This window comes from Streptomyces armeniacus (assembly GCF_003355155.1).
GTDB classification, from domain to species: domain Bacteria; phylum Actinomycetota; class Actinomycetes; order Streptomycetales; family Streptomycetaceae; genus Streptomyces; species Streptomyces armeniacus.
The window spans coordinates 19,805-45,155 of record NZ_CP031320.1; the positions used below are offsets into that span (position 1 = coordinate 19,805).

A 25,351-nucleotide genomic window follows, 5' to 3' on the forward strand; every position below is an offset into this window, starting at 1 on the left:
TGGTCAGGCGATCGTACGGATCAGCTCGTCCGCCGGGTCGTTGACGGGCTGCGGAGTGCCGGTCAGGTCAAGGACGAACAGCGCCAGCGAGAGCTCGTCGGCGCGGTTGCGGGCCTCGTGCGAGTAACCGGCGAGGGAGAAGCAGACCGCGGTGGCCGACTCGTTGAGGCCGTTGAGCCACAGCGTCTCGATGTCGCGGAGCGTCGTCGGCGTGGTGGTCGGGTCGACGTGCGCGACGACCTCGGGGCCGCGCAGGTCCACGCCGGATGCGGGGCGGTTGCCCGCGATGCGGACCTCGGAGAAGCCGAGCCAGCGCAGATACTGCGCGGCGGCCGTCTTGGCGTCCTGCGCGGTCCGGATGGTCACCGGGCGGAACGCCGGGCGGCGGGCGGGCGTTCCGGCGGAGCCGGCGGGCCCGGCCGTACGGGGCGGGGGTTGCGGCGGGGTGCCACTCCCGGCGGCGGGAGGTTCGGCGCGCGTCGGTTCGGCGCGCGTCGGTTCGGACCGCGGCTGCTCCGCGCGTGCCTGCTCGGGCCGTGCCGCCTCGGGTGCGGACGGCGGCTCCGCGCCCGGCCGTTCGGCCGGTTCCGCCCGGCCGGCGGCCGGCTTCCCCGCGCCCGGCTGCCGGGCCGAGGGCGGCCGGGTGCCAGGCGACGCGACCGGAACCCGCACCATCGTCCCGCAGGTGCACCCGAACTCCGGCTGCGGCCACTCGTCGAGCCGCCCGCAGCTGGCACACCGCACGGGCACCCACGAGCCCGCCCACGTACGGTGTTCCACCCGCACCGGCACGCCCCCGCTGAGCAGCGGCAGGCTGACGGGCGCGCCGCAGGCGCACGGGTAGCTGGGTGGTGCGTACGTGTGCTCGCGACGGCAGGTGGGACAGCGCACGGACACGCTTTCGGCCATCTCTGGGGCTCCCGGCGGGGCGATGGTGTGACGGGCAAACGGGTCTGGACACATCGTCCCCGATGAGAAGGGGTTTACGAAGAGGAACGTGACAGAAACGTCATTGCGGTCGGCCCGTACGACGGGCTTGTGCGCGGCACGTTCGACCGGCCGCACAACACGCCGCTCGCCGCCCCGGCAGCCGCCGTCCGCCCGCCCCCGCGAGCACCCGTCCGTCCGCCCGCGCGCGCAGCGCGGCCGGCCGTACGCCGTCCCGTACGGCCGGCCGCACCGGTCCGGTTCGCGGGCCCCGAGGCGCCGTGGCCCGCCGCGCTGAGCCTCAGCCCTCGCGCAGCTCCCGTACGGCCTCCTCGACGCGGGCGCCGTACTCCGGGTCGGCCGCGCGGAAGTGGTCGAGGTTCCGCTCGATCACGTCGTCGCGTGCCACCTGGGACAGCCCGCCCGCGATGTTCGCGACGAGCCGGCCGCGCTCCTCCTCGGACATCAGCCGGTAGAGCTCGCCCGCCTGGAAGAAGTCGTCGTCCTTCGTGTGCTGCGGCGCCTCGTGCGTGCCGGTCCAGCCGGACAGCGGGCGCGGCGCGGACAGCGGGCTGCCGGACTCGGCAGGGCCGTCGTACGAGTTGGGCTCGTAGTTCTTCGCGTGCCTGCCCTGCGCGTTGGCGGCCATGAGGCCGTCGCGGCCGTAGTTCCGGGCTGTGGTGGCCTTGGGGGCGTTGACGGGCAGCTGGGTGTGGTTGACGCCGAGCCGGTAGCGGTGCGCGTCGGCGTACGCGAACAGCCGCCCCTGGAGCATCTTGTCGGGGCTCGGGCCGACGCCGGGCACGAAGTTGTTCGGCGAGAACGCGGACTGCTCGACCTCGGCGAAGACGTTGTCCGGGTTGCGGTCCAGCACGAGGCGGCCCACCCGCCGCAGCGGGTAGTCCTCGTGCGGCCACACCTTGGTGACGTCGAACGGGTTGAAGCGGTAGCCGTCCGCCTCGTCCGCCGGCATGACCTGCACGTGCAGCGTCCACGACGGGTACACGCCGCGCTCGATCGACTGGAGCAGATCGGTCTGGTGGCTGTTCGGGTCGGTGCCGGCGAGCTCGGCGCCCTGCTCGCTGCTGAGCGAGCGGATGCCCTGGTTGGTCTTGAAGTGGTACTTGACGTAGAAGGCCTCGCCCTCGGCGTTCGTCCACTGGTACGTGTGCGAGCCGTAGCCGTTCATGTGCCGGTACGACGCGGGGATGCCGCGGTCGCCCATCAGCCAGGTGACCTGGTGGGTGGCCTCGGGGGAGTGCGCCCAGAAGTCCCAGACGTTGTCCGGCTCCTGCTTGCCGGTGAACGGGTCGCGCTTCTGGCTGTGGATGAAGTCGGGGAACTTCAGCGGGTCCTTGATGAAGAACACCGGGGTGTTGTTGCCGACGAGGTCGTAGTTCCCCTCCTCGGTGTAGAACTTGAGCGCGAAGCCGCGCGGATCGCGGGCGGCGTCCGGCCCGCCCAGATTGTCCGCGACGGTCGAGAAGCGGGCGAAGGTCTCCGTACGGCGGCCGACCGCGCCCAGGAAGTGCGCGCTGGTGTACGCGGTGACGTCGTCCGTCACCTCGAAGTAGCCGTACGCGCCCGAGCCCCGCGCGTGCACGACCCGCTCCGGGATGCGCTCGCGGTTGAACCGCGCCAGCTTCTCCAGCAGGTGCTGGTCCTGGAGGAGGAGCGGGCCGCCGGCGCCCGCGGTGGCGGCGTTCTGGTTGTCGGAGACGGGTGCGCCGGACTCCGTCGTCAGGGTCCGCGGCCGGGCGGCGCGGGGCGTCGGCGTGGGCTGGGGCATGGATGACCTTCCTACGGGAGCGCGGAAGCCGTCTTCCGCGTGGTGGAGCGTAGGGACCGCTCCGATGAAACGTCAACAGTTTGTTGAAACTTGCTGCCGGCCGTCAGACCAGCGGCGTGATCGCGGTGGGCGCGTGGCCCGGCTCGGTGGCCAGCTCCTCGAACTCGTTCACGCTGGCGATGTCGCTGCCGCTCATCGCGATGTTCGTGACCCGCTCCAGGATCGCCTCGACGATCACCGGGACGCGGTGCTCGGCGGCGAGCTTCTTCGCCTCCTCGAAGGCGGGCAGCAGCTCGTCCGGCTCGGTGACGCGCAGCGCCTTGCAGCCCAGCCCTTCGGCGACCTTGATGTGGTCGACGCCGTACACGCCCAGCTCGGGGGTGTTGATGTTCTCGAACGACAGGGAGACCTGGTAGTCCATGTCGAAGTTGCGCTGCGCCTGCCGGATCAGGCCGAGGTACGAGTTGTTCACCAGCACGTGCACGTACGGGATGTTGAACTGCGCGCCCGCCGCCAGCTCCTCGATCATGAACTGGAAGTCGTAGTCCCCGGACAGCGCGACGACGCTCGCCTCCGGGTCCGCCGTCGCGACGCCCAGCGCCGCCGGCACCGTCCAGCCGAGCGGCCCGGCCTGGCCGCAGTTGATCCAGTGCCGCGGGCGGTAGACGTGCAGGAACTGAGCGCCCGCGATCTGCGACAGGCCGATGGTCGACACGTAGCGGGTCTCGGGCCCGAACGCGCGGTTCATCTCCTCGTACACGCGCTGCGGCTTCATCGGCACCTGGTCGAAGTGCGTACGCCGGTGCATCGTGGCCTTGCGCTCGCGCGCGGTCTCCGCCCACGCCGTACGGTCCGGCAGCGTGCCCGCGTCGCGCTGCTCGCGGGCGACCTCCACGAACAGGCGGAGGGCGGCGCCGGCGTCGGAGACGATCGAGTAGTCCGGCGGGAAGATCTTCCCGATCTGCGTCGGCTCGATGTCGACGTGCACGAACGTACGGCCCTCGGTGTACGCGTCGAGCTTGCCGGTGTGGCGGTTGGCCCAGCGGTTGCCGATGCCGAGGACGAAGTCCGACTCGAGGAACGTGGCGTTGCCGTAGCGGTGCGACGTCTGGAGGCCCACCATGCCGGCGTTCAGCGGGTGGTCGTCGCCGAGGACGCCCCAGCCCATCAGGGTCGGGACCACCGGGATACCGGTCAGCTCGGCGAACTCGACGAGGAGTTCGGAGGCGTCCGCGTTGATGACGCCGCCGCCCGCGACGATCAGCGGGCGCTCGGCGGCGGCCAGCATCGCCAGCGCCTTCTCGGCCTGCCGGCGGGTCGCCACGGGCCGGTGCACCGGCAGCGGCTCGTACGTCTCCGGGTCGAACTCGATCTCCGTCATCTGCACGTCCAGCGGCAGGTCCACCAGCACCGGTCCGGGCCGCCCCGACCGCATCAGATGGAACGCCTCCTGGAACACGCCCGGCACCTGCGCCGCCTCCAGCACGGTGGTGGCCTTCTTGGTGACGGGCGCGGCGATGGAGGCGATGTCGACGGCCTGGAAGTCCTCTTTGTGGATCACCGCGGTGGGCGCCTGGCCGGTGATGCAGAGGATGGGGATGGAGTCGCCGGTGGCGGAGTAGAGACCGGTGATCATGTCGGTGCCCGCGGGGCCCGAAGTCCCGATGCACACGCCGATGTTGCCGGCCTTCGTACGGGTGTAGCCCTCGGCCATGTGGGACGCGCCCTCGACGTGGCGGGCGAGCGTGTGCTCGACGCCGCCTGCGGCGCGGAGGGCCGCGTAGAAGGGGTTGATGGCGGCGCCGGGCACGCCGAAGGCGGTGTCCACGCCTTCGCGTTTCAGGATCTCGACTGCCGCGCGGGCAGCGGTCATTCGGGCCATGGGGTACTCCTGTTCCGGCCTTCCGGGGGAAGGGTGCGGCTGGGGCCTGGGGAAGGGGAGGCTGGTTGCCTGGGGAGGCTGGGGATCGGCCGGGGCGGGGGCTGTGCTCCCGGTGGATATCCGGGCGGCGGCGCCTCGGGCGCGACAGGACAGGTGTCGACGCCGCCGCCCGGACGTTTCGTACGCGACGTGTGCCGCGCTGAGCCCGGGAACGGGCTGTGAAGTGGGCCTGGTGCGGGGGCTGCTCGGGTTACGCCTTCTCTGGCGGGCCGGACAGCCGCTCCACGCCGCGCAGCAGCGCGGAGTGGTCCAGGCCGCCGTCGCCCTGCGCGCGCAGGGAGGCGACGAGGTTGGCGACGACGGCGCCGACCGGCAGGGCCGCGCCCACGCTGCGGGCGGCGTCGCTGACGATGCCCATGTCCTTGTGGTGCAGGTCGATACGGAAGCCGGGCTTGAAGTCCCGCTGCTTGAAGTTCTCCTTCTTCCGCTCCAGCACCGTGGAACCGGCCAGTCCGCCGCCGAGCACGTCGAGCGCGGCGGGGAGGTCCACGCCGGACTTCTCGAGGAAGACGACGGCCTCGGCGCACGCCTGGATGTTGACGGCGACGATCAGCTGGTTGGCGGCCTTCACCGTCTGCCCGGAACCGTGCGGTCCGCACAGCACGATGGTCTTGCCGAGCGTGTCGAGGATCGGCTTGGCCTGGTCGAAGTCGGCCTGCTCGCCGCCGACCATGATGGACAGCACGGCCTCGATGGCGCCCGCCTCGCCGCCCGACACGGGCGCGTCGAGCACCTTGACTCCCCGCTCGGCCGCCGCCTTGGCCAGATCGACGGACGTCTGCGGGGTGATGGAGGACATGTCGATGAGCAGCGTGCCGCGCCTGGCGTTCGCGAGGATGCCGTCGTCGCCGTACGCGATGGCCTCGACCTGCGGGGAGGCCGGCACCATCGTGATCACCACGTCGGCGTCCCCGACGGCCGCCGCGATGGAGGGCGCCGCGGTGCCGCCGTTGGCGGCGAGGCGGTCCAGCTTGTCCTGCTCCAGGGTGTAGCCGGTGACGTCGTAGCCGGCCTTGATCAGGTTCTCGGCCATGGGGGAGCCCATGATGCCCAGGCCGATCCAGGCGATCTTCGGAAGCGTGCTCATGAGGATGCCTTTCCGTGTGCGGTCCCGCTCAGCCAGTTGAAGGAGGCGGCGCTCGGTGCGTCGCCGGGCTTGTACTCGAGGCCGACCCAGCCGTCGTAGCCGGCCTTCGCGAGCCGCCCGAGCAGGTCGGCGAAGTCCAGTTCGCCGGTGCCGGGCGCGCCGCGGCCGGGGTTGTCGGCGATCTGCACGTGGCCGGTCTTGGCGGCGTACGCGTCGATGACCCGGTGCAGGTCCTCGCCGTTCATGGACAGGTGGTACAGGTCCATGAGGAAGCGGGCGTTACCCAGGCCGGTCGCCTCGTTGACGGCGTCGACGACCTCGACCGCCTTCGGCGCGCTGACGAGGGGGTACTTCGGCGACTCCGGGGCGTTCAGCGCCTCGACCAGCAGGACGGCGCCGATCCGGTCGGCGGCGTGTGCGGCCAGGGCGAGGTTCTCCAGGGCGAGCGCGTCCTGCTCGGCGTCGGACGCGCTCTCCACGCGGTTGCCGTAGAGGGCGTTGAGCGCAGTGCAGCCCACGGACTCCGCGAAGTCGGCGGCGACGTCGATGTTCGCGCGGAACCGGTCGGACTCCTCGCCCGGGACGGACAGGGCGCCGCGGTCGGGGCCGGGCAGCTGTCCCGCGTAGAAGTTCAGCCCGGTCAGCCGCGTGCCCGCGTCCGTCAGGGCGGAGCGCAGCGCGTCGAGTTCGGACGGCTCCGGAACGGGCGAGTCGACCCAGGGCCACCACAGCTCCACGGCGGTGAAGCCCGCTGCGGCGGCAGCGGCGGGGCGCTCCAGGAGCGGCAGTTCGGTGAAGAGGATCGACAGGTTGACGGTGAACCGGTGGTCCGTGCTGTCGATCTCTGCGAGGGGGGCCACGGTGATCGTGCTCCCTTCCGTTATCGAGTCTTCCGTAATGTGGAAGTAACTTTCTACTCAATGGAACATTGCAGCGCGAGGACCGGGGCTGTCAAGAGGGGGAGGGGGCAGTAGGTTGGGCGCGTGCGATTGAAGGTGGAGTTCACGACAGAGCCGTTCGATCTCGACGAGGCGCCGCGGCACGCGGTCGTCGCGCGGGAGACCGTGCAGGACGCGGGGCTGGACGCGGTCGACGTCGGCCCGTTCGGCAACACGGCCGAAGGTGCCGCGGACGACGTGCTCGCGGCGGTCCAGGCGATGCTCAGCCGCTCCCTGGCGGCGGGCGCGACGCGGGTGTCGCTCCAGGTGAACGTGCTGCCCGCGGACGGCGGGGTGGACGCGTGACGGCCGCGGCGGAGAGCGGCGCCCCGGAGGGGCCGCACGCGGACCGGCCGGCCCCCGACCACCCGTTCGTACGAGCGGTCAAGCCGCTGGTGGACGCGATGGGCGGCGAGCTGGTGCCGCCGGCCGAGGCCGGGGGCGACGACGTCGTGCTGGCCTGGGAGGGCGAGGACGTGGTGGCCGTACGGCTGCCGCACCTGTCCGACTCGCTGGACCACATCCTGGCCGAGCTGGAGCGGCGGCACGGCGTTCCGCTCGCGGAGCTGGACCGCAAGACCAAGCAGTCGGTGGTGCGCATCCTCGAGATGCGCGGCGCCTTCACGGTGCGGCACGGTGTGGAGACCGTCGCCAGCGCGCTGGGCGTCAGCCGCTTCACCGTCTACAACTACCTCAACCGCGAGAACGCCAAAGAGGGCCGCTAGCCGCGACGGCCCCGTCGTGGGCCGTAAGCCGTAAGCCGTAAGCCGTAAGCCGCAGGCCGCCGCCGTCCCGGATGCCGGGGCGGCGGCCGTGTTTCCCGGGGGTTCCGCGGGGATTCCGGCGTAGTTCCGGCGGAGTCAAGAGTTTCCGAGAGTTTCAACAAAGTGTTGACGCGGTGTCCGGTGGGGACTTAGCTGTTCCCAGCCCGAACCGCACCACGGCCTCGGAGGCCCACGTGACGTCGACCCCCACCCCAGGTCTGACCTGGCTGAACAGTGCCGAGGCGGGCGAGGTACGCGCCGCGCTGCACGAGGTGTGCGCCTCGTCGGCGTGGGGCGAACGCGTCCTCGCCCGGCGCCCGTACGCCGACACCGCGGCCCTCTTCCACGCCAGCGACGCCGCCATGGCCGAGCTCGGCGCGGACGATCTGGCCGAGGCCATGGCGGGGCACCCGCCCATCGGCCGCCCGAAGCCCGGCGACCCGGCATCCGCACGCGAACAGCGCGGGATGGCCGGCGCGTCCGAGGAGCTGAAGGCGGAGATGCTCGAGCTGAACCTGGCCTACCAGGAACGGTTCGGCCACGTGTTCCTCATCTGCGCCACCGGACTGGACGGCGAGCAAATGCGGGACGCCGTACGGGAGCGCCTCGGCAACCCTCCGGAGCGGGAGCGGGAGGCCGTACGCTCCGAGCTGCTGAAGATCAACCGCATCCGGCTGACCCGCCTCGCGCAAGCACCCGAAACCGGGACCGAGACCGCAACCGGGACCGGCACCGGGGCCGAGGCCGCCGCCACGCACGAAGGAGCCTGACCATGAGCGCCGCCCCGCACACCGCCCGTACGGCCTCGGTGTCCACGCACATCCTGGACACCAGCGCCGGACAGCCCGCCCGCGGCGTGGCCGTCCACCTGTCGGTGCGCGGCGGCGCGGACGGCGACTGGACCGCGTACGGGACGTCGGAGACCGACGCGGACGGGCGCTGCAAGGACTTTCCGGCACTGCCGGAGGGCAGCACACAGGTACGGCTCTCGTTCGTGACCGAGCCGTACTTCACCGGCAGGACAGCAAGCACAGAACCGAAGACAGAAGAGACCGGCAGGCAAGCCGAGGAACAGCAGGACGCCCCCCGCGTAAGGGACAGCGCCCCTGAGGAAAGGGAAAGTGGCAGTTTCTTCCCCGAGGTGACCGTGGTCTTCACCGTCACACCGGGCGAGCACTACCACGTACCGCTGCTGCTCAACCCGTTCGGCTACTCCGTGTACCGAGGGAGCTGACACCCAACATGCCCACGATTCTCGGCCAGAACCAGTACGGCAAGGCGGAAAACCGCGTCGTCAAGATCACGCGGAACGGGGCCACCCACCACATCCGCGACCTCAACGTCTCGGTCGCCCTCTCCGGCGACATGGACGACGTCCACTACTCCGGCTCCAACTCCCATGTGCTGCCGACCGACACCACCAAGAACACGGTGTACGCGTTCGCCAAGGAGCACGGCATCGAGTCGCCCGAGCAGTTCGGCATCGCGCTCGCCCGGCACTTCGTGACCAGCCAGGAGCCGATCGGCAGGGCGCGGATACGGATCGAGGAGTACGCCTGGGAGCGGATCGCCACCTCCGACGCCAACTCCCGCTTCATCGGCGCCGACGAGGTGCGGCACTCGTTCGTACGCAAGGGGCAGGAGACCCGTACCGCCCAGATCACCTACGACGGCGAGAGCTGGGAGATCCTCACCGGCCTCACCGGGCTGACGGTGCTGAACTCCACCAACTCGGAGTTCTGGGGCTACGTCAAGGACCGGTACACCACGCTCCAGGAGGACTACGACCGCATCCTCGCCACCGACGTCACCGCCGTCTGGCGGCACAACTGGACGGATGACGCGCAGCGTCCGCCGCACTGGGAGAAGTCGTACGCGCAGACGAAGCAGCACATGCTGCACGCGTTCGCCGAGACGTACTCCCTGTCGCTGCAGCAGACGCTGTACCAGATGGGCTCGCGGGTGATCAACAGCCGGGCGGAGATCGACGAGATCCGGTTCTCCATGCCGAACAAGCACCACTTCCGGGTCGACCTCGAACCGTTCGGGCTGAAGAACGACGCGGCCGACGGCGCCGTCTACTACGCCGCAGACCGCCCGTACGGTCTCATCGAGGCGACCGTGCTGCGCGACGGAGCGGAGCAGCGCATCCCGGTCGACATGACCAACCTCTGACCCTCCGGCCCACTGATCCCCGACCACCTCTGACTCGCGGGGAGCACACAGCTCACCGCGTCATCGGCACCCGGAGCGGTCACGGCGGGACGGTCCTGTCAGCTGTCCCGCCGGCTCCGGCACTCAAATCACCGAGGGCCCCTGCCGTGCCCACCCGCCGAAGAGAACGAGGAAATCCCTCATGGCAGACACCGAGCGCACCGTCATCGAGAACTGCGCCGTCGCGACCGTCGACGCCGCCGACACCGAGTACGCCACCGGCCACATCGTCGTCGCCGGTGACGTCATCGAGTCCGTCGGCGCGGGCCCGGCCCCCGAGGGCCTGCCGGGCGTCGTACGCCGCGTCGACGGCACCGGTCACCTGGTCACCCCGGGGCTCGTCAACACGCACCACCACTTCTACCAGTGGCTCACCCGCGGCCTCGCCCAGGACGCCAACCTGTTCCAGTGGCTGGTGGCGCTCTACCCCACCTGGGCCCGCATCGACGAGCCCATGGTGTACGCGGGCGCCCGCGGCTCCCTCGCCATGCTGGCCCGCGGCGGCGTGACCACCGCCGCCGACCACCACTACATCTTCCCGCGCGGCTCCGGCGACCTGCTCGGCGCGGAGATCCGGGCCGCCCGCGAGACCGGCGTACGGTTCACCGCCGCCCGCGGCTCCATGGACCGCGGCGAGTCGGACGGCGGGCTGCCGCCGGACTTCGCCTGCGAGACCACCGAGGACGCGCTGCGCGCCACCGAGGAGGCCGTGGACCGGCACCACGACCCGGCGTTCGGCTCGATGCTGCACATCGCGGTCGCGCCGTGCTCCCCCTTCTCCGTCTCCACCGAACTGATGCGGGAGGCCGCCGCGCTGGCCCGCCGCAAGGGCGTACGGCTGCACACGCACGGCTCGGAGACGGTCGAGGAGGAGAAGTTCTGCCACGAGCTGTTCGGCATGGGCCCCACCGACTACTTCGAGTCCACCGGCTGGCTCGGCGACGACGTGTGGATGGCGCACTGCGTGCACATGAACGACTCGGACATCGGCGCGTTCGCCCGCACCGGTACGGGCGTCGCGCACTGCCCGTCCTCCAACGCCCGGCTCGCCGCGGGCATCGCACGCGTGCCGGACATGCTGGCCGCGGGCATCCCCGTCGGGCTCGGCGTCGACGGCACCGCGTCCAACGAGTCCGGCGAACTCCACACCGAACTGCGCAACGCCCTGCTCGTGAACCGCCTCGGACGGCACCGCGAAAACGCGCTCACCGCACGGCAGGCGCTGCGCCTGGGCACGTACGGCGGCGCGCGCGTGCTGGGCCGTACCGCCGAGATCGGCTCCCTCGAACCGGGCAAGCTCGCCGACCTGGTGCTGTGGAAGCTGGACGGCATCGGCCACTCCTCGATCGAGGACCCGGTCGCGGCACTCGTACTCGGCGCGGCCGCACCCGTCACCCTGTCGCTGGTCGGCGGACGACCGGTGGTGGAGGACGGCCGGCTGCGAACGGTCGACGAGGACGACGTCGCGCGCGACGCGCGGGACCAGGCGCGGCGGCTCGCGCGGATCGCGGCCGACGCGGACTGAACAACGGGGGAGCGGCGCCGCGCCGTTGACCGGCGCCGCTGCCCGACGGCACAGCCACAGAGGCGACTTGTCGCTACGGCGCTGTGTCCGTACAACGACACATCGACTCCGGCCGGGAGGACGGTCCCGGCCGGGTCTGAGCAGCCGAGCGGGCTGCTCGGACGACCGTTCCCGGGGGCACGGGCACCCCGCGTCCCCGGGAACGGGCCGCACCACCGGCGGACAGGCCACAAGCAGCACCCGGGCGCGACGAACCACAACCGCATACGAGCACCCGCAATGCACCGCACCTCCCTGAAACCGCGTGTCGGCGCCGGAACCGACGCCGACACCCGTTCAACCGACAGGAGGAACCGGCGTGGCCAAGACGCCCAGGTTCACCGCGCAAGGCAGCACCCCGGACGAGGGCCCGGAGGGGGCCACGGGCTCCGGCCCGGACGAGACCCCGGCTGAGAGCCCGGTCCCACCGAAGCATCCCGTCGACCAGACCCTCCCCCCGTTCAAGCTCGTCACCGCGGGACTCCAGCACGTGGCGGCGATGTACGCGGGCGTGGTCGCACCGCCGCTCGTCGTCGGCACGGCCGTCGGCCTCTCCGTCACCGAACTGACCTTCCTCATGGGCGCCAGCCTCTTCACGGCGGGCATCGCGACCCTGCTCCAGACGCTCGGCGTGTGGAAGATCGGCGCCCGGCTGCCGTTCGTCAACGGCGTCACCTTCGCCGGCGTCGCCCCCATGCTGGCGATCGTCAGCTCGCAGGGCACCGAGGACGCACTGCCCGTCATCTTCGGCTCGGTGCTGGTGGCAGGCGCACTCGGGTTCCTCATAGCGCCGTACTTCAGCAAGCTCGTACGGTTCTTCCCACCGGTCGTCACCGGCACCGTCATCACCCTCATAGGCGTCTCGCTGCTGCCCGTCGCCTTCAACTGGGCGCAGGGCGGCGACGCCGAGGCGTCCGACTACGGCGCGAAGAAGAACATCGCGATGGCCGCCGCCACGCTCGTCATCGTGCTGCTGCTGCGCCGCTTCACACGCGGCTTCGTCAAGCAGATCGCGGTGCTGTTCGGCCTGGTGATCGGCACGGCCATCGCCGTCCCGGTCGGGCTCACGGACTTCACCGCGCTCGGCGAGGCCGACGTGGTCGGCTTCCCCACGCCGTTCCACTTCGGGGCGCCGCAGTTCCAGGCGGCGGCGATCGTCTCCATGTGCATCGTCATGATCGTCTCGATGACGGAGTCCACGGCGGACATGCTCGCCCTCGGCGAGATCGTGGAACGTCCCTCGGACGAGAAGACCATCGCGGCGGGGCTCCGGGCCGACACCCTCGGCTCGTTCATCAGCCCCTTCTTCAACGGCTTCACGTGCAGCGCCTTCGCGCAGAACATCGGGCTCGTCGCGATGACGAAGGTACGCAGCCGGTTCGTCGTGGCCGTCGGCGGCGGCATCCTCGTACTGATGGGACTGTGTCCCGTCGCCGCGGCCCTCATCGCCACGGTGCCGCTGCCGGTGCTGGGCGGCGCGGGCGTCGTCCTCTTCGGGTCCGTCGCGGCGAGCGGCATCCAGACCCTGGTCAAGGCGGGCCTGGAACACGACAACAACGTGATGATCGTCGCCGTCTCGCTGGGCGTGGGCATCATCCCGATCACAGCGGACGGCTTCTATCACGCGTTCCCGGAGAGCGCCCGTATTGTCCTGGATTCGGGGATCTCGACGGGATGCATCGCGGCGATCGTGCTGAACTTTCTCTTCAACCACCTGGGGGAGCGCGGGGGTTCGCCGGCGGACGACTCGGGCGTGGCCCACGCGATGGAACCGGGCGAGGAGATCTCCCAGCCGCGCCGCGCACGGCAGTCAAGCGCGCACTGAGATCCACTGGCTCGGCCGAATCCAGCCCGTCCGGCGTTTGAGGACGGACCGGGGCGGCCACGGCCCGCTGTGGGTCGCATCCGCTCGGCGGCGACCTGCGGGCCGGCGGTCAACCGCCCTGTGGCGCAGCTCACCTGCGTCGGGGCCGAGGTTCAAGCGGAGGCGGGCGGGCCCGGCTCCGTTCGGATACAACTGCGTATCGATACGGACGCGGCCCGCCCCGCCCCGTGCCCCCGCCGGGACGAGGCGCGGCAGGTCCGGGCCCCGGCGCGGGGCCGAGGCCCCTCCGGGGCCGTCGCACACGGGACAGAGGCACCCATTCCGTGGGTCAAGATGATCCTTCAGCGTGAAGCCTGAAGGAGCAAACGACTTGCACGCCACCAGCAGCCGTCGCCAGATACTCACCGGGTCGGTCGCCGCACTCGGTCTGGCCGGAGTCACCGCGGCCGTCACCGCGCTCGCCGACGACAGTGACGCCACCCCCTCCGGCGAACCGAAGCCGCAGGGCAAGCCGCGACGGCACCCGAACCTCGTCGTGATCGTCGCCGACGACCTCGGCTCCGGAGAGCTGGGCTCGTACGGGCAGCAGCTCATCGACACCCCGAGGATGGACGAACTCGCCGCCGACGGGCTCCGCTTCACGCATGCGTACGCCGCCGCGCCCGTCTGCGCGCCGTCCCGGTGCTCGATGCTCACGGGGCTGCACAGTGGGCACGCGACCGTACGCACGAACCCGTTCCAGGGCGGGCAGGCGTCCATAGGGGACGGCGATACGACGTTCGCGGAGGTGCTGCGCGAGCGCGGCTACCGTACGGCGTGCATTGGCAAGTGGGGCTTCGGGCCGGAGCAGGCGAACCAGCCGAGCCACCCGAACCGGCGTGGCTTCGACGAGTTCTACGGCTACATCGGCCACGGCCGCGCCCACGACTTCTACCCCACGGCCCTGTGGGACAACGGCCGCCAGACCGTCCTCCGCGCCAACATGCACGACCGCCGCGGCACATACGCCCCCGAGCTGTTCCGGAAGCGGGCGCTCGAGTTCGTGTCGCGGAACGCGGCGGGCGACGCGCCCTTCCTGCTGTACGTCGCCCCCAACGTGCCGCACGCGCCGAGCCGCAGACTCGAGCCCGCCGAGTACGCCCGGCGCCTCTGGTCGAAGGCGAACAAGGGGCACGCCGTGCAGGTCAGCCAGTTGGACACGCTCGTGGGGGACATCGTCGACCGGCTGCGCGCCGAGGGCCTGGAGAAGGACACCGTCGTCCTGGTCACCAGCGACAACGGACCGCACGAGGAGGGCCAGGTCGACCCGGAGCGGTTCGAGGCGACCGGTGAGCTGCGCGGCTTCAAGCGGAATCTGTACGAGGGCGGCATCCGGGTCCCGCTCGTCGCCTGGGCGCCCGGCCGGATCGAGCCCGGTGCGGTGACCGACCGCAAGACCCCGCTCACGGATCTGCTGCCGACGCTGGCCGAACTGGGCGGCGCCGACGTGCCGGACGGCATCGACGGGCTCTCCGTGGCGGGGCTCATGGGCGGCGGGCGGCGCCCGGAGGCGCACCGCTACCTCTACTGGTTCCGGAACGACCCGCACACCACGCCCCGCGCGCAGGCCGCCGACCGGGGCCGCGGGCTGCGGGTCTGCGAGGCGCTGCGGCAGGGGGAGTGGAAGATCGTCCGGTTCGCGCCCGGCCGTGAGCGTACGGTGCCGGACGACCGCTGGGACGTGGAGCTGTACAACCTGCGGAAGGACCCCGGCGAGCGGCACAACGTCGCGGACCGGCACCCGCGGATCGTGTCCGGGATGGTCGCGCTGCTGCGCGAGGCGTGGCAGGACCCGCCGCCGGCCCGCGTCTGACGGGCGCGCCTGTACGTACGCGCCCCCTCGCCCGTACATACGCGCCCGGCTCGCGTCAGCCGTTGGCGCCGCCCGCGCCCGCGCCGCCCCCGCCCCCGAACTCGCACCACACGCACTTCCCCGTGCCGCGCGACTCCACCCCCCACACGTCCGCGAGCTGGTCCACCAGCAGCAGGCCGCGCCCCGACAGCGACGAGTCGGCGGGTTCCCGCAGCTGCGGGTGGGTGCTGGAGCGGTCCGTCACCTCGACCCGTACCCGGGGCTCCGCCCCGGCCAGCGGGTACACGGTGACGACCGCGTCGCCGTCGGTGTGGAGCAGCGCGTTGGTGGCGAGTTCGTCCGTGACCAGCTCCACGTCGTCGGCACGCTCCCCGGCCCGCCAGGAGCGGGCCGCGGAGCGCACCATGTGCCGCGCGGCGGCCAGCCCCTGCGGATCGCCCGAGGCGACCCGCTGGTGCAGCCGCCGGCCGGGCTGCGACACGGCGGTGGACTCGCGGTGCAGCAGGACGAGCGCCATGTCGTCGGCGCCGGGCCAGCGCTCGGACCGGCCGCAGAGGCGGTCGGCCAGCTCCTCCATGTCGCCCGCCGCCACGCCGGGCGGCGCGTGCCGTACGCGGTCGGCCAGCGCCCGTACGCCGTCGTCGAGGTCGGTGCCGGGCTCCTCGACGAGCCCGTCCGTGAACATCACCAGGGTCTCGCCCGGCTCCATCTCCATGGTGGTCACCGGGTACTCCAGCTTCCCGAAGTACGCGGACAGCCCCAGCGGCAGCGCGCCCATCACCGGGAACGGGCGGCAGCCGCCGTCCGGTCGGCGCAGCAGCGGCGTGAGGTGGCCGGCCCGTACGAGCCGCAGCCAGCCGCTGGCCGGGTCGGCCTCGGCGTACAGGCAGGTGGCGAAGCGGCCGGTGTCGAGGTCGTTGAGGAACGCGGACGCGCGCGCCATCACGGTCGCCGCCGAGTGCCCCTCGGCGGCGTACGCGCGCAGCACGATCCGCAGCTGCCCCATGACGGCGGCGGCGTGCGTGTCGTGGCCCTGTACGTCGCCGACGACGGCCGCCACCCGGCCGCCGGGCAGCGGGATCACGTCGTACCAGTCGCCGCCGATGTCCCGGCCCTGCCGCGCGGAGCGGTAGCGGACGGCGGCGCGCAGGCCGGGGACGATGGGGAGGGAGTGCGGCAGCATCGCCTGCTGGAGCCCCTCGGCCAGCTCGTGCTCCTGCTCGAACAGCCGGGCACGCTGCAGGCTCTGGGCGATGCTGCTGGTCAGCGCGGTCAGCAGGGTCCGTTCCTCGGGGGTGAACGGGTGTCTGCCGCGGTAGAGGAGCCCGATCGCGCCGATCGGGGCAGCCTGGGCGATCAGCGGCAGGTACGCGGCGGCGGACGCGCCGACGCTCTCGACGTACGGCCACACGTACGGGTAGCGGACGGCGAAGTCCTCGCGCGACACGATGAACCGCGGCGTGAGCGTGCGCACCACCTCGCTGAGCGGCAGCGGGTCGTCGATACGGGTGAGCACCAGCTCCGGCGGGTGGTCGGAGCCGCTGTTGCCGATGAGCCGGATGCGGCCGTCCTCGACCATGCCGACGATGACGCTGATCGCGCCGAGCTGTTCCAGGCCGCGTGAGCGTTCGAGGGCGTGCAGGACCTCGCGGACCGTACGGGCGTGCGCCAGCGCGGCGGTCGTCAGCTCCACCACCCCGTTCTGCCGGAACCGCTCCACGTCCAGCGTGGTCCGTTCGGCGGGCTGGCTGAGCTCCTCGGTGGCGTCGCGGACGATGCCGATGATGCGGTACGGGCGCCCGCCGGCGTCGCGCTGGATGCTGCCCTGGGTGTGGGTCCAGCGCATGGAGCCGTCCCGGCGGCGGAGCCGGAAGTACGCGCCGTAGCGCTCCCGGCCGCTCCTCAGCGCCTGCGCGATCAGCACGTCCAGCCGTGCCGTCTCCGCGGCGGGGATGCGGGAGCCGAGGTGGGCGGGGTCGCCGTCGTACTCCGCGGCGGTCAGGTCGAACAGCTCCAGCGCGGGGCCGTCCAGGTGCAGGACGCCGCGGTCGAGGTCCCAGTCCCAGCAGCCGCTGTGGTTGAGCGTGAGAGCGGTGTCCGCGTCGGCGGGCCAGCCGCCGGGCGGCGCGGTGTCGCCGCCCGGCGGCCTTCCGGGTCCCTCAGCGCCCATGCCGCGTGCCTGGCCTGGTCAGCGGTGCTCTGCGGGACGCCCGCGTGGTCCGTCGGTCATCACCCTGACACTGTATGCAGATATTAGGCGGGTTTGCCCAGAGAAGTGACGGGATCGGGCAGCTGGACCCTCCCGTCTCCGGTCCGCCCGTCAGTCCGTGAGCAGGGCCGGGTCGCTGACGCCCGGCTCGCCGTTCTCCACGTGTCCGGCGAACCGGCGCAGGAACGTGTCGTCCGTGTCGGCCGTCACCCGCAGGTCGTACCAGCGCGCGCCGCCCTGCGGCGCCACCCGCCGCACCACGCGCCCGCCCGCGGGCACGGCGACCGTCGCCGGGTCGCCGCCGTACGCGTCGGTGACGGTGAGGCGGCAGTCGGCCGTGCCCGCGTTCGTCAGGGTCAGCTCGACGCTGCCGCCGCCCTCCGCGTCGTGTCGCGCGGTCACCTCGGGTCCCGCGGCGCCGCCGGGGCCGCGGAAGGTGCGGAGGAAGCCGTTCGGTCCGTGTACGGACAGGTCGTACGCGCCGTTCGACCACTCGGTGTGCCAGGCGTCGGAGAGCTCCTTGCCGGCCTCGGCGGTGTACGTCCACGGCCCGTCCGTACGGTTCGCGGAGGTGACGCAGAACCACGCACCGGCGCCGCCGCCCGCACCGAAGGTGAGCGTGACCCGCCCGGCGTCCGGCGTGACCAGCGCGTCCACGTGCGGCGCGTACGGCAGCGGGCGCGCCGGCCGGGCGCCGGGCTCCTGCCGCGGCAGCCGGCCTTGCGCGGGCGGCACCGGTACGTAGTCGGGGTGGCGTTCGCGGTCCGGCGGCTCGTAGCCGTCGGTGTCGGGGAGGGCGGCGGGCTCGGTGTCCTTCAGACCGAAGTCGAAGGCCGAGGTGAGGTCCCCGCAGATGGCGCGCCGCCAGGGCGAGATGTTCGGCTCCTCGACGCCGAACCGGCGCTCCATGAAGCGGAGCAGCGAGGTGTGGTCGAAGAGTTCGGAGCAGACGTAGCCGCCGGTGCTCCACGGCGAGACGACGAGCATGGGGACGCGCTGCCCGAGCCCGTACGGTCCGGCGGCGAAGCCCGCGTTCCCGGGGAAGTGGTCCAGGGTCGTGTCCACGGTGGAGAGGCCGCGGTCGGCGGAGGCGGGCGGGTACGGCGGCGGCACGTGGTCGAAGTAGCCGTCGTTCTCGTCGTACGTGATGAACAGCGCCGTACGGCTCCACACCTCCGGGTCGGCGGTCAGCGCGTCGAGGACCTGGGCGATGTACCAGGCGCCGTAGTTCGCGGGCCAGTTGGGGTGCTCGGTGAACGCCTCGGGGGCGGCGATCCAGGAGACGCGGGGGAGCTTCCCGTCCCGTACGTCGGCGGCGAGGACGTCGAACCAGCCGTCGCCGTTCTTCACGTCGGTGCCGGTGCGGGCCTTGTCGTAGAGGGGGTCGCCCGGCTGGGCATTGCGGTACTTGTTGAAGTACAGCAGCGAGTTGTCGCCGTAGTTGCCTCGGTACGCGTCCTCGATCCAGCCCCACTTGCCCTCGGCGTCCAGGCCGTCGCCGATGTCCTGGTAGACCTTCCACGACACCCCGGCCTGCTCCAGCCGCTCGGGGTAGGTCGTCCAGTCGTAGCCCGCCTCGGCGTTGTCGAGCACGGGGCCGCCGCCCTTGCCGTCGTTGCCGGTGTGGCCCGTCCAGTGGTAGTAGCGGTTGGGGTCGGTGGCTCCGATGAACGAGCAGTGGTAGGCGTCGCACACGGTGAACGCGTCGGCGAGCGCGTAGTGGAACGGGATGTCCTCGCGGGTCAGATACGCCATCGTGCCGGGCGACTTGGCGGGGATCCACTGGTCGTACTTCCCGTCGTGCCACGCCTGGTGGCCGCCCGCCCAGTCGTGGTTGAGGCCCGCGATGAACTGCATGCCGAGGTCCTCGGCGTCCGGGTGGTACGGCAGCACGTCCCGGACGCCGTCCCACTGGTGCCACACGTTCTCGCGCCCGCCGGGCGCCGCCGGGCGGGGGTCGCCGAAGCCGCGTACGCCCTTGAGCGCGCCGAAGTAGTGGTCGAAGGAACGGTTTTCCTGCATGAGCACCACGACGTGCTCGACGTCCTCGATGGTGCCGGACCTGCGACTCGCGGGGATCGCCGCGGCGCGGGCGATGCTGTCCGACAGGGCGGCGAAGCCCGTGCTGGCACCGGCGATCCGGAGGAAGCGGCGCCGATTGAGATCAGGCATGGCTGTGGGGACCTCTCGGTGGGGGAGGAAACATGCGTCAGCAGCGCAGTGTTCAAGACCGGCGACCGGGAGGGAAGAGGCCGTGTCCGCGGCGTGAAGCGGCAGCGTACGCACCGCGAACAGGGCAGGCCCGTACGGGCTGACGCGCGTACGGGTCTTGCTGTCTGTACGGGACGAAAAGCCATGGTGGCCCGCGTCCGCTTCGCGCACGCCGGCGTACGGCTCGACGCGGAGCGCGCGGGCCGCGCCGTGCAGGAGGTCCGCGCCGGAATCCGGTCGCCCGCCGAGGCGGCCGTACGTACGCGGAGGCCAACCAACTGCTCCGCGGCAAGCACCGCGCGGAGAGCCCGCCCGGCATGGCCGGCCCGCGGCTCGTCTGGTCCCGTACGGACACGCGCGTCCAACTCGCCGACTACCTCGCCGGCGTGGCACGGAAGATCGCATCGGAGGAGCTGAACGGGCGCGGCGACGCGCGGCTGACCGCGCTGCTCCGCCCGTACGTCGCCCCCTCCTCCTGCTGGGCGGACGCGGACAGCCGCGTCCTGGCTCCGCCGGAGCGGCCCGCGCCCGCCGCGCGGACGGAATGTATCCGCTTTGTATCCCAGCCTCCTTGAATCGGTGCCGACCGACGACAAGGAGAGAGTCATGCAGAGACATGTCCGCCGGCTGATGGCCGCCGTGGGCGCGGTGGCCGCCGTCGTGATCGCGGCTCCGGTCGCCGTCGCGGCTCCGGGTGATGGCTCGTCCGCCGGGCCGAGGACCGGGGAACCGAGCGCCGCCGCCGAACTGGCCCGGCCCAACTTCAAGATGCCGTTCCTCTGCGGCCAGACCTGGGTCGGCAGCAACTGGGACGGGCACAGCCCGGGTCACTCGATCGACTGGAACCACTACGCCGCCGACGGCAGCACGGACGACTTCGGCCGCCGCGTGTTCTCCAGCGCGGGCGGCAAGGTCATCGCCTCGTACTACTCGACCGACACCGGCTACGGCAACACGGTCGTGATCGGGCACGGCAACGGCTGGCAGACCCGCTACGCGCACCTCAAGTCCCGCGGCGTCTCGCGCGGCGACACCGTGAAGCAGGGCCAGCGGATCGGCCGTGTCGGCGCCTCGTCCGCGAAATACGAGCTCTCCCCGCACCTGCACTACGAGCAGATACACGACGGCTCCGTCGTGGTCTCGGTCATCCAGGGCGTCCGCTGGAGCGACTTCATGAAGCGCTCGCAGACCAGCCGGAACTGCGGCTGACACGGCGGCCCGTACGAGGCGCTGACCGCGGACACGGGGGCCGCGGTCAGCAACGCCGTACGGCAACTCAGCAACGCCCGTACTGCAGCACCGAGTCACCCCTGCCGCGCCGCGCCGCCCCGCCTCACCGCAGCGCGCGCAGCTTCGCGTGCACCAGTTCCGCCTGGTCCCGCACCTCCAGCCGACGCCACGTCGACAGCGAGCGGTGGAAGTACCGCCGCGCGGTGTGCTCCCGGCCCGTCGTACGGTGCAGCTCGCCCAGCAGGCACGCCACGCTGGCCTCCGCGCGGCGGTCGCCGAGCTGCTGCTGTACGGCGAGCGCGTCGACCAGCAGCGCCGACGCCTTCCCCGCGTTGCCCTGCCGCAGGCACAGCTCTCCGATGCTCTGCTGCACGTACGCCGCGCAGTGCGCGTCGGCCAGGTCGTCGAAGATGCCGAGCGCCCGCTCCAACTCGGCGTGCGCGACGTGCGGTTCACCGCGCAGCTCGTGCAGGACGGCGATCCGGCGGCGCACCTGCGCCTCCCGGTGCCGGTCGCCGAGCTCCCGCGAGAGTTCCAGCGCGTCGGCGAGCCACGGCGCGGCGGCGTCTGGGTCCTGCCGCTCCAGCCACACGGAGGCGACCGCGTTGTGCGCGACGGCCTCACCGTGCCGGTCACCGGCCTTCGCGAAGCCGCTCAGCGCCTCCGCGAACGCCTCCAGCGCGTCGTCGAGCCGTCCGACGATGCGGTACACGGAGCCCGAGCCGACCGCGGCGACGGCCTCGCCGGACTCGTGGCCGAGCCGCGCGAAGATCGCGCGCGAGGTCTCGAACGCGTCCAGCGAGTCGGTGTACCGGTCCTGGTAGAGGTGGAGCTGGCCCAGGTTGCGGAGCAGCGCGCCGGCGCGGGCGTCGTTCGGGGCGGGCATGGCGTCGAGCACGAGCCGGTGGGTGCGCAGCCAGTCGCCGTAGTAGCCGCGCATGTCGAAGAAGCCCGCCAGTTCGATGGCGAGGTCGGCTGCGTGCGCGACGTGCCCGTCGCGCAGCGCGGACTCCACGGCGGCGACCAGGATGCGGCGTTCCGTCTCCAGCCACTCGACGGGCCGGGCGCGCACCGTGTCCGCGATCGCCGCCGCGGGCCCGGCCGGCCGGACCGGTTCGCCGAGCACGCCGAGGAAACGGGTGGGCATCGCGGCGTTCGCGCAGCGGGCGAGCGCGATCAGCGTGTCCAGGACGCGCAGCCGGCGCCGCCGCCGTACGCCGGGGCCCTCGGCGTCCGTCAACTCCTGGGCGTAGCAGCGCAGCAGGTCGTGGATGCGGTAGCGCTGGAGCCCCAGCCGGTCCGCGCCCACCACCTCGACCAGATGCTCGTCGAGCAGCGTCTCCAGCCCGCCGGCGGCCGTGTCGGCGCCGCCCGTGGCCACCGCGATGAGCCAGCCCGGCAGCGCCTCGTCGGCGAGCTGGCCGAACACGCGGAACGCCTTCGCCGCCGGTTCGGACAGGTGCCGGTAGCTCAGCTCGGCGCTCGCCCGTACCTCCAGCTCGCCGGTCTGGAGCTGGTCCAGCCGGCCGCGCTCGTCGTGCAGGAAGTCGGCCAGCGTGCCGACGGACCAGCCCGGCCGGTTCGCCAGCCGGGCGCCGGCGATCCGTACGGCCAGCGGCAGCGAGCCGCAGCCCGCGAGCACCCGGTCCGCGTCCGCCTGCTCCGCGCGCAGCCGGTCCGGGCCGACGATGGCGCCGAAGAGGGCGCGGGCGTCGTCCCGTTCCAGCACGCCGAGCGGCGAGTGGTACGCGGGCAGCGACGGCATCCGGCGGCGCGAGCTGACCAGCACGGCGGAACCGCCGGTGCCCGGCAGCAGGGGGCGCACCTGCGCGCTGCCGGCGGCGTCGTCGAGGACGATGAGGAACCGCCGCTGCGCCAGCCGCGACCGGAACAGCGCGGCCCGCTCGCTGAGCTTCTCGGGGACGGCGCTGTCGATGACGCCGAGGCCGCGCAGCATCTCGGCCAGTACGTCGGCGGGTTCGCGCGGCTGGTCGCTCAGCCCGCCCAGGTCGACGTAGAGCTGGCCGTCGGGGAAGGCGTCCCGTACGCGGTGCGCCACGTGCACGGTCAGCGTGGTCTTCCCGGAACCCGGCGGGCCCGACACGACCGCGACGACCGGCTGCCGCCCCGCCGTCGACAGCAGCCGCTCCAGCACGGCGATCTCGTCGGCGCGGCCGGTGAAGTCCGGTACGTCCATGGGCAGCTGGCACACCGGCCCGAGCGGCGGCGTACGGCGCCGGCCCACGTACCCGTTGACCTCCTCGCCGATGGCGCGCAGCGGCGCGCTCGGCTCGACGCCCAGCTCGGCGGCGAGGGTCTGCTCCGCCTCGGCGTACGCGGAACGGGCCTCGGTGGTGCGGCCCGAGTCGTGCAGCGCGTGCACGAGCATCCGCCACAGGTCCTCCCGCAGCGGGTCCTCGGTCAGCCGCGCGCGCAACTCCGCGACCAGCGGCGCGTACTCGCCCAGGCGCAGCCGCACTTCGAGGCACTTGTCGACCGCGACCGAGCGCAGCTCCTCGATCCGGGTGATCGCCGGATCCCACACCACGGTGGGCGGTAAATCCTGCAGCACGCTGCCGCGCCAGAGGCCGAGCGCCGCCTCGTAGGCGCGCAGGGCGGCGGCGTCGTCGCCCCGCTCGCAGTCGGCGCGGGCCTGGGCCAGCCGCTGCTCGAAGAGCAGCATGTCCAGATCGCCGGGCGCGACATCGAACGCGTACCCCGACGGCTCCGTCTTGAGCCCGTCGGTGGGCACCCCGGCCGCCGCCAGCGTCTGCCGCAGCGTGCGTACGTACGTGCGCACGTTGGCGACCGCGGACCGGGGCGCACCACCGGGCCACAGGACCTCCGTGAGCAGGTCCACCGAGACGAACCCGCCGGGCTGCAGCAGCAGCGTGGCGAGGACCGCCCTGGGCTTGGGACCACCGATGCGGACCGGGGCACCGCCCACCCGCACCTGGAGCGATCCCAGTACGCCGAACGTCGGTTCCCCCATCCGCGTGCCTCCGCGCCAGTCCGCAATTGCGGCGCAGCGTACTGGTACGCGGCGGTAACCGGACAGGGGTTCCGACGATCTCCTCGCGTGCCGCCAGTGCTGAACCGGAAGTTCAGCCGGTGGTGCGGCGGAGTTCAGCCCAGGAGTTCGTACGCGGGCAGGGTCAGGAACTCCACGTACTCCGTGTCCAGCGACACCCTCAGCAGCAGGTCGTGCGCCTGCTCCCAGCGGCCCGCCGCGTACGCCTCGTCGCCCAGCTCGGCGCGGATCGCGGCGAGATCCTCGGCGGCGACCTTCCGTACGAGCTCGGGTGTGACCGTCTCGCCGGTGTCCAGGACGACGCCCGCGTTCACCCACTGCCAGATCTGCGAGCGCGAGATCTCCGCCGTGGCCGCGTCCTCCATCAGCCCGAAGATGGCGACGGCGCCCATGCCGCGCAGCCACGCCTCGATGTAACGGGTGCCCACCTGCACGGCGTTGCGCAGCCCCGCGGACGTCGGGCGGGCGTCCAGCGAGTCGACGGCCGTCAGGTCGGCGGCCCCGACACGCACGTCCTCGCGGAGCCGGTCCTTCTGGTGCGGGCGGTCGCCGAGCACCGCGTCGAACGACTCACGGGCGACCGGCACCAGGTCCGGGTGTGCGACCCAGGAGCCGTCGAAGCCGTCGCCCGCCTCGCGGTCCTTGTCGGCACGCACCTTGGCGAGCGCCTGCTCGTTGGCCTCGGGGTCGCGGCGGTTCGGGATGAACGCGGCCATGCCGCCGATGGCGTGTGCGCCGCGCTTGTGGCAGGTGCGCACGAGGAGCTCGGTGTAGGCGCGCATGAACGGCGCGGTCATGGTGACCGCGTTGCGGTCCGGGAGCACGTACTTGGCGCCGCCGTCACGGAAGTTCTTGACGATGGAGAAGAGATAGTCCCAGCGGCCGGCGTTCAGCCCGGAGGCGTGGTCGCGGAGCTCGTAGAGGATCTCGTCCATCTCGTACGCCGCGGTGATCGTCTCGATCAGCACGGTGGCGCGGACGGTGCCCTGGGGGATGCCGCAGTAGTCCTGCGCGAAGACGAACACCTCGTTCCACAGCCGCGCTTCGAGGTACGACTCGGTCTTGGGGAGGTAGAAGTACGGCCCTTTGCCGAGGTCCAGCAGCCGGCGCGCGTTGTGGAAGAAGTACAGCCCGAAGTCGACCAGGGCGCCGGGCACGGGGCGGTCGTCCACCGTCAGATGGCGCTCGTCCAGGTGCCAGCCGCGCGGCCGGGCCACGACGGTGGCCAGCTCGTCGGCGGGGCGCAGTGCGTACGACTTGCCGCGCTCGTCGGTGAAGTCGATGCGGCGCTCGTAGGCGTCGGTGAGGTTGAGCTGGCCGCCGACGACGTTCTCCCAGGTGGGCGCGGAGGCGTCCTCGAAGTCCGCGAGCCAGATCCGGGCGCCGGAGTTGAGCGCGTTGACGGTCATCTTCCGGTCGGTCGGGCCGGTGATCTCCACCCTGCGGTCGTTCAGCGCCTCGGGCGCGGGCGCGACCTGCCAGTCGCCCTCGCGGACGTGGGCGGTCTCGGGGCGGAAGTCGAGCGCGCTCGTGCGGGCGATCTCGGCGCGCCGCTCGGCGCGCGCGGCCAGCAGCTCGTCGCGGCGCGGGGTGAACCGGCGGTGCAGCTCGGCCAGGAAGACGAGGGCCGCGTCGGTCAGCACCTCGCCCTGGCGCGCGACGGGCTCGGCTTCCACGAGGGCCGGGCGGGACGGTGCTGGTGCGGACATGTTCTGTCACTCCTTCAAACGGGCCTTCAACAGCCTGCTACGCGACCGCCGGGCCGCCC

At 72.3% G+C, this 25,351-nt stretch carries 18 protein-coding genes and 1 pseudogene; 10 read left to right on the top strand and 9 right to left on the bottom strand.

Going from position 1 to position 25,351, the window contains the following annotated elements:
* Positions 1–3: 3 nt before the first annotated feature.
* The 5 genes from DVA86_RS00110 to DVA86_RS00130 form a co-directional block, all read right to left on the bottom strand.
* Complete coding sequence (locus DVA86_RS00110; RefSeq protein ID WP_208874662.1) at positions 4–909, bottom strand: hypothetical protein; 906 nt, start codon at positions 907–909, stop codon at positions 4–6.
* 319 nt (positions 910–1,228) lie between these two features.
* Positions 1,229–2,716 carry a catalase gene (locus DVA86_RS00115; protein ID WP_208874664.1) on the bottom strand — a complete coding sequence of 496 codons (1,488 nt, stop codon included), beginning with the start codon at positions 2,714–2,716 and terminating at the stop codon, positions 1,229–1,231.
* A gap of 103 nt (positions 2,717–2,819) precedes the next feature.
* Entirely contained in the window at positions 2,820–4,598 is a 1,779-nt protein-coding gene (gene gcl / locus DVA86_RS00120; RefSeq protein ID WP_208874666.1) for a glyoxylate carboligase, read from the bottom strand.
* Between the two features lie 250 nt (positions 4,599–4,848).
* On the bottom strand, positions 4,849–5,745 hold the full coding sequence (locus DVA86_RS00125; protein ID WP_208874668.1) for a 2-hydroxy-3-oxopropionate reductase: 897 nt from the start codon (positions 5,743–5,745) through the stop codon (positions 4,849–4,851).
* Positions 5,742–6,605: a TIM barrel protein gene (locus DVA86_RS00130; protein ID WP_425470723.1), complete on the bottom strand. Its 864-nt coding sequence runs from the start codon at positions 6,603–6,605 to the stop codon at positions 5,742–5,744. The genes DVA86_RS00125 and DVA86_RS00130 overlap by 4 nt, the downstream gene beginning before the upstream one ends.
* A 123-nt stretch (positions 6,606–6,728) precedes the next feature.
* On the opposite strand from DVA86_RS00130, the gene DVA86_RS00135 reads away from it, so the two are divergent.
* From DVA86_RS00135 to DVA86_RS00170, 8 genes are all read left to right on the top strand, one after another.
* Positions 6,729–6,989 carry a YkoF family thiamine-binding protein gene (locus DVA86_RS00135; RefSeq protein ID WP_208874670.1) on the top strand — a complete coding sequence of 87 codons (261 nt, stop codon included), beginning with the start codon at positions 6,729–6,731 and terminating at the stop codon, positions 6,987–6,989.
* Positions 6,990–7,087: 98 nt separating this feature from the next.
* On the top strand, positions 7,088–7,408 hold the full coding sequence (locus tag DVA86_RS00140; protein WP_208884247.1) for a helix-turn-helix domain-containing protein: 321 nt from the start codon (positions 7,088–7,090) through the stop codon (positions 7,406–7,408).
* A 233-nt stretch (positions 7,409–7,641) separates the two neighbouring features.
* A complete protein-coding gene (uraD, locus tag DVA86_RS00145; protein WP_208874672.1) occupies positions 7,642–8,217 on the top strand; it encodes a 2-oxo-4-hydroxy-4-carboxy-5-ureidoimidazoline decarboxylase in 576 nt (191 codons plus the stop codon).
* A 2-nt stretch (positions 8,218–8,219) separates the two neighbouring features.
* A complete protein-coding gene (locus DVA86_RS00150; protein WP_208874674.1) occupies positions 8,220–8,681 on the top strand; it encodes a hydroxyisourate hydrolase in 462 nt (153 codons plus the stop codon).
* A gap of 8 nt (positions 8,682–8,689) precedes the next feature.
* A complete protein-coding gene (gene pucL, locus DVA86_RS00155) occupies positions 8,690–9,622 on the top strand; it encodes a factor-independent urate hydroxylase (RefSeq protein ID WP_208874675.1) in 933 nt (310 codons plus the stop codon).
* A 181-nt stretch (positions 9,623–9,803) separates the two neighbouring features.
* Positions 9,804–11,186, top strand: coding sequence for an 8-oxoguanine deaminase (locus DVA86_RS00160; protein WP_208874676.1), 1,383 nt, complete (start codon positions 9,804–9,806; stop codon positions 11,184–11,186).
* A 358-nt stretch (positions 11,187–11,544) separates the two neighbouring features.
* Complete coding sequence (locus DVA86_RS00165; RefSeq protein WP_208874678.1) at positions 11,545–13,050, top strand: nucleobase:cation symporter-2 family protein; 1,506 nt, start codon at positions 11,545–11,547, stop codon at positions 13,048–13,050.
* A gap of 370 nt (positions 13,051–13,420) precedes the next feature.
* The gene (locus DVA86_RS00170; RefSeq protein ID WP_208874679.1) at positions 13,421–14,902 is read left to right on the top strand and encodes an arylsulfatase; all 1,482 of its coding nucleotides are present in this window, start codon (positions 13,421–13,423) and stop codon (positions 14,900–14,902) included.
* A gap of 55 nt (positions 14,903–14,957) precedes the next feature.
* Here the strand turns inward: DVA86_RS00170 and DVA86_RS00175 are convergent, their stop codons facing one another.
* Entirely contained in the window at positions 14,958–17,072 is a 2,115-nt protein-coding gene (locus tag DVA86_RS00175) for a SpoIIE family protein phosphatase (RefSeq protein ID WP_208874680.1), read from the bottom strand.
* A gap of 150 nt (positions 17,073–17,222) precedes the next feature.
* Complete coding sequence (locus DVA86_RS00180; protein ID WP_208874684.1) at positions 17,223–19,283, bottom strand: phosphocholine-specific phospholipase C; 2,061 nt, start codon at positions 19,281–19,283, stop codon at positions 17,223–17,225.
* A gap of 362 nt (positions 19,284–19,645) precedes the next feature.
* Here DVA86_RS00180 and DVA86_RS35075 point away from each other — a divergent pair.
* Together DVA86_RS35075 and DVA86_RS00185 are read left to right on the top strand one after the other, a co-directional pair.
* Positions 19,646–19,897: pseudogene (locus DVA86_RS35075) on the top strand (hypothetical protein); the annotation flags it as partial.
* Positions 19,898–19,928: 31 nt separating this feature from the next.
* Positions 19,929–20,531: a M23 family metallopeptidase gene (locus DVA86_RS00185; RefSeq protein WP_208874686.1), complete on the top strand. Its 603-nt coding sequence runs from the start codon at positions 19,929–19,931 to the stop codon at positions 20,529–20,531.
* Between the two features lie 124 nt (positions 20,532–20,655).
* On the opposite strand, the gene DVA86_RS00190 is transcribed toward DVA86_RS00185, so the two are convergent.
* Positions 20,656–23,544: an AfsR/SARP family transcriptional regulator gene (locus DVA86_RS00190; RefSeq protein ID WP_208874687.1), complete on the bottom strand. Its 2,889-nt coding sequence runs from the start codon at positions 23,542–23,544 to the stop codon at positions 20,656–20,658.
* 134 nt (positions 23,545–23,678) lie between these two features.
* Positions 23,679–25,292, bottom strand: coding sequence for a malate synthase A (gene aceB / locus DVA86_RS00195; protein WP_208874688.1), 1,614 nt, complete (start codon positions 25,290–25,292; stop codon positions 23,679–23,681).
* Positions 25,293–25,351 lie beyond the last annotated feature (59 nt).

Excerpts from the sequence above, each read along its gene's own strand:
- DVA86_RS00150 (WP_208874674.1), top strand. The coding sequence starts at position 8,220 with ATGAGCGCCGCCCCGCACACCGCCCGTACGGCCTCGGTGTCCACGCAC.
- DVA86_RS00185 (WP_208874686.1), top strand. The coding sequence starts at position 19,929 with ATGCAGAGACATGTCCGCCGGCTGATGGCCGCCGTGGGCGCGGTGGCC.
- pucL (WP_208874675.1), top strand. The coding sequence starts at position 8,690 with ATGCCCACGATTCTCGGCCAGAACCAGTACGGCAAGGCGGAAAACCGC.
- aceB (WP_208874688.1), bottom strand. The coding sequence starts at position 25,292 with ATGTCCGCACCAGCACCGTCCCGCCCGGCCCTCGTGGAAGCCGAGCCC.
- DVA86_RS00125 (WP_208874668.1), bottom strand. The coding sequence starts at position 5,745 with ATGAGCACGCTTCCGAAGATCGCCTGGATCGGCCTGGGCATCATGGGC.
- DVA86_RS00115 (WP_208874664.1), bottom strand. The coding sequence starts at position 2,716 with ATGCCCCAGCCCACGCCGACGCCCCGCGCCGCCCGGCCGCGGACCCTG.
- gcl (WP_208874666.1), bottom strand. The coding sequence starts at position 4,598 with ATGGCCCGAATGACCGCTGCCCGCGCGGCAGTCGAGATCCTGAAACGC.
- DVA86_RS00190 (WP_208874687.1), bottom strand. The coding sequence starts at position 23,544 with ATGGGGGAACCGACGTTCGGCGTACTGGGATCGCTCCAGGTGCGGGTG.
- DVA86_RS00180 (WP_208874684.1), bottom strand. The coding sequence starts at position 19,283 with ATGCCTGATCTCAATCGGCGCCGCTTCCTCCGGATCGCCGGTGCCAGC.
- DVA86_RS00140 (WP_208884247.1), top strand. The coding sequence starts at position 7,088 with ATGGGCGGCGAGCTGGTGCCGCCGGCCGAGGCCGGGGGCGACGACGTC.
- DVA86_RS00175 (WP_208874680.1), bottom strand. The coding sequence starts at position 17,072 with ATGGGCGCTGAGGGACCCGGAAGGCCGCCGGGCGGCGACACCGCGCCG.
- DVA86_RS00160 (WP_208874676.1), top strand. The coding sequence starts at position 9,804 with ATGGCAGACACCGAGCGCACCGTCATCGAGAACTGCGCCGTCGCGACC.
- DVA86_RS00110 (WP_208874662.1), bottom strand. The coding sequence starts at position 909 with ATGGCCGAAAGCGTGTCCGTGCGCTGTCCCACCTGCCGTCGCGAGCAC.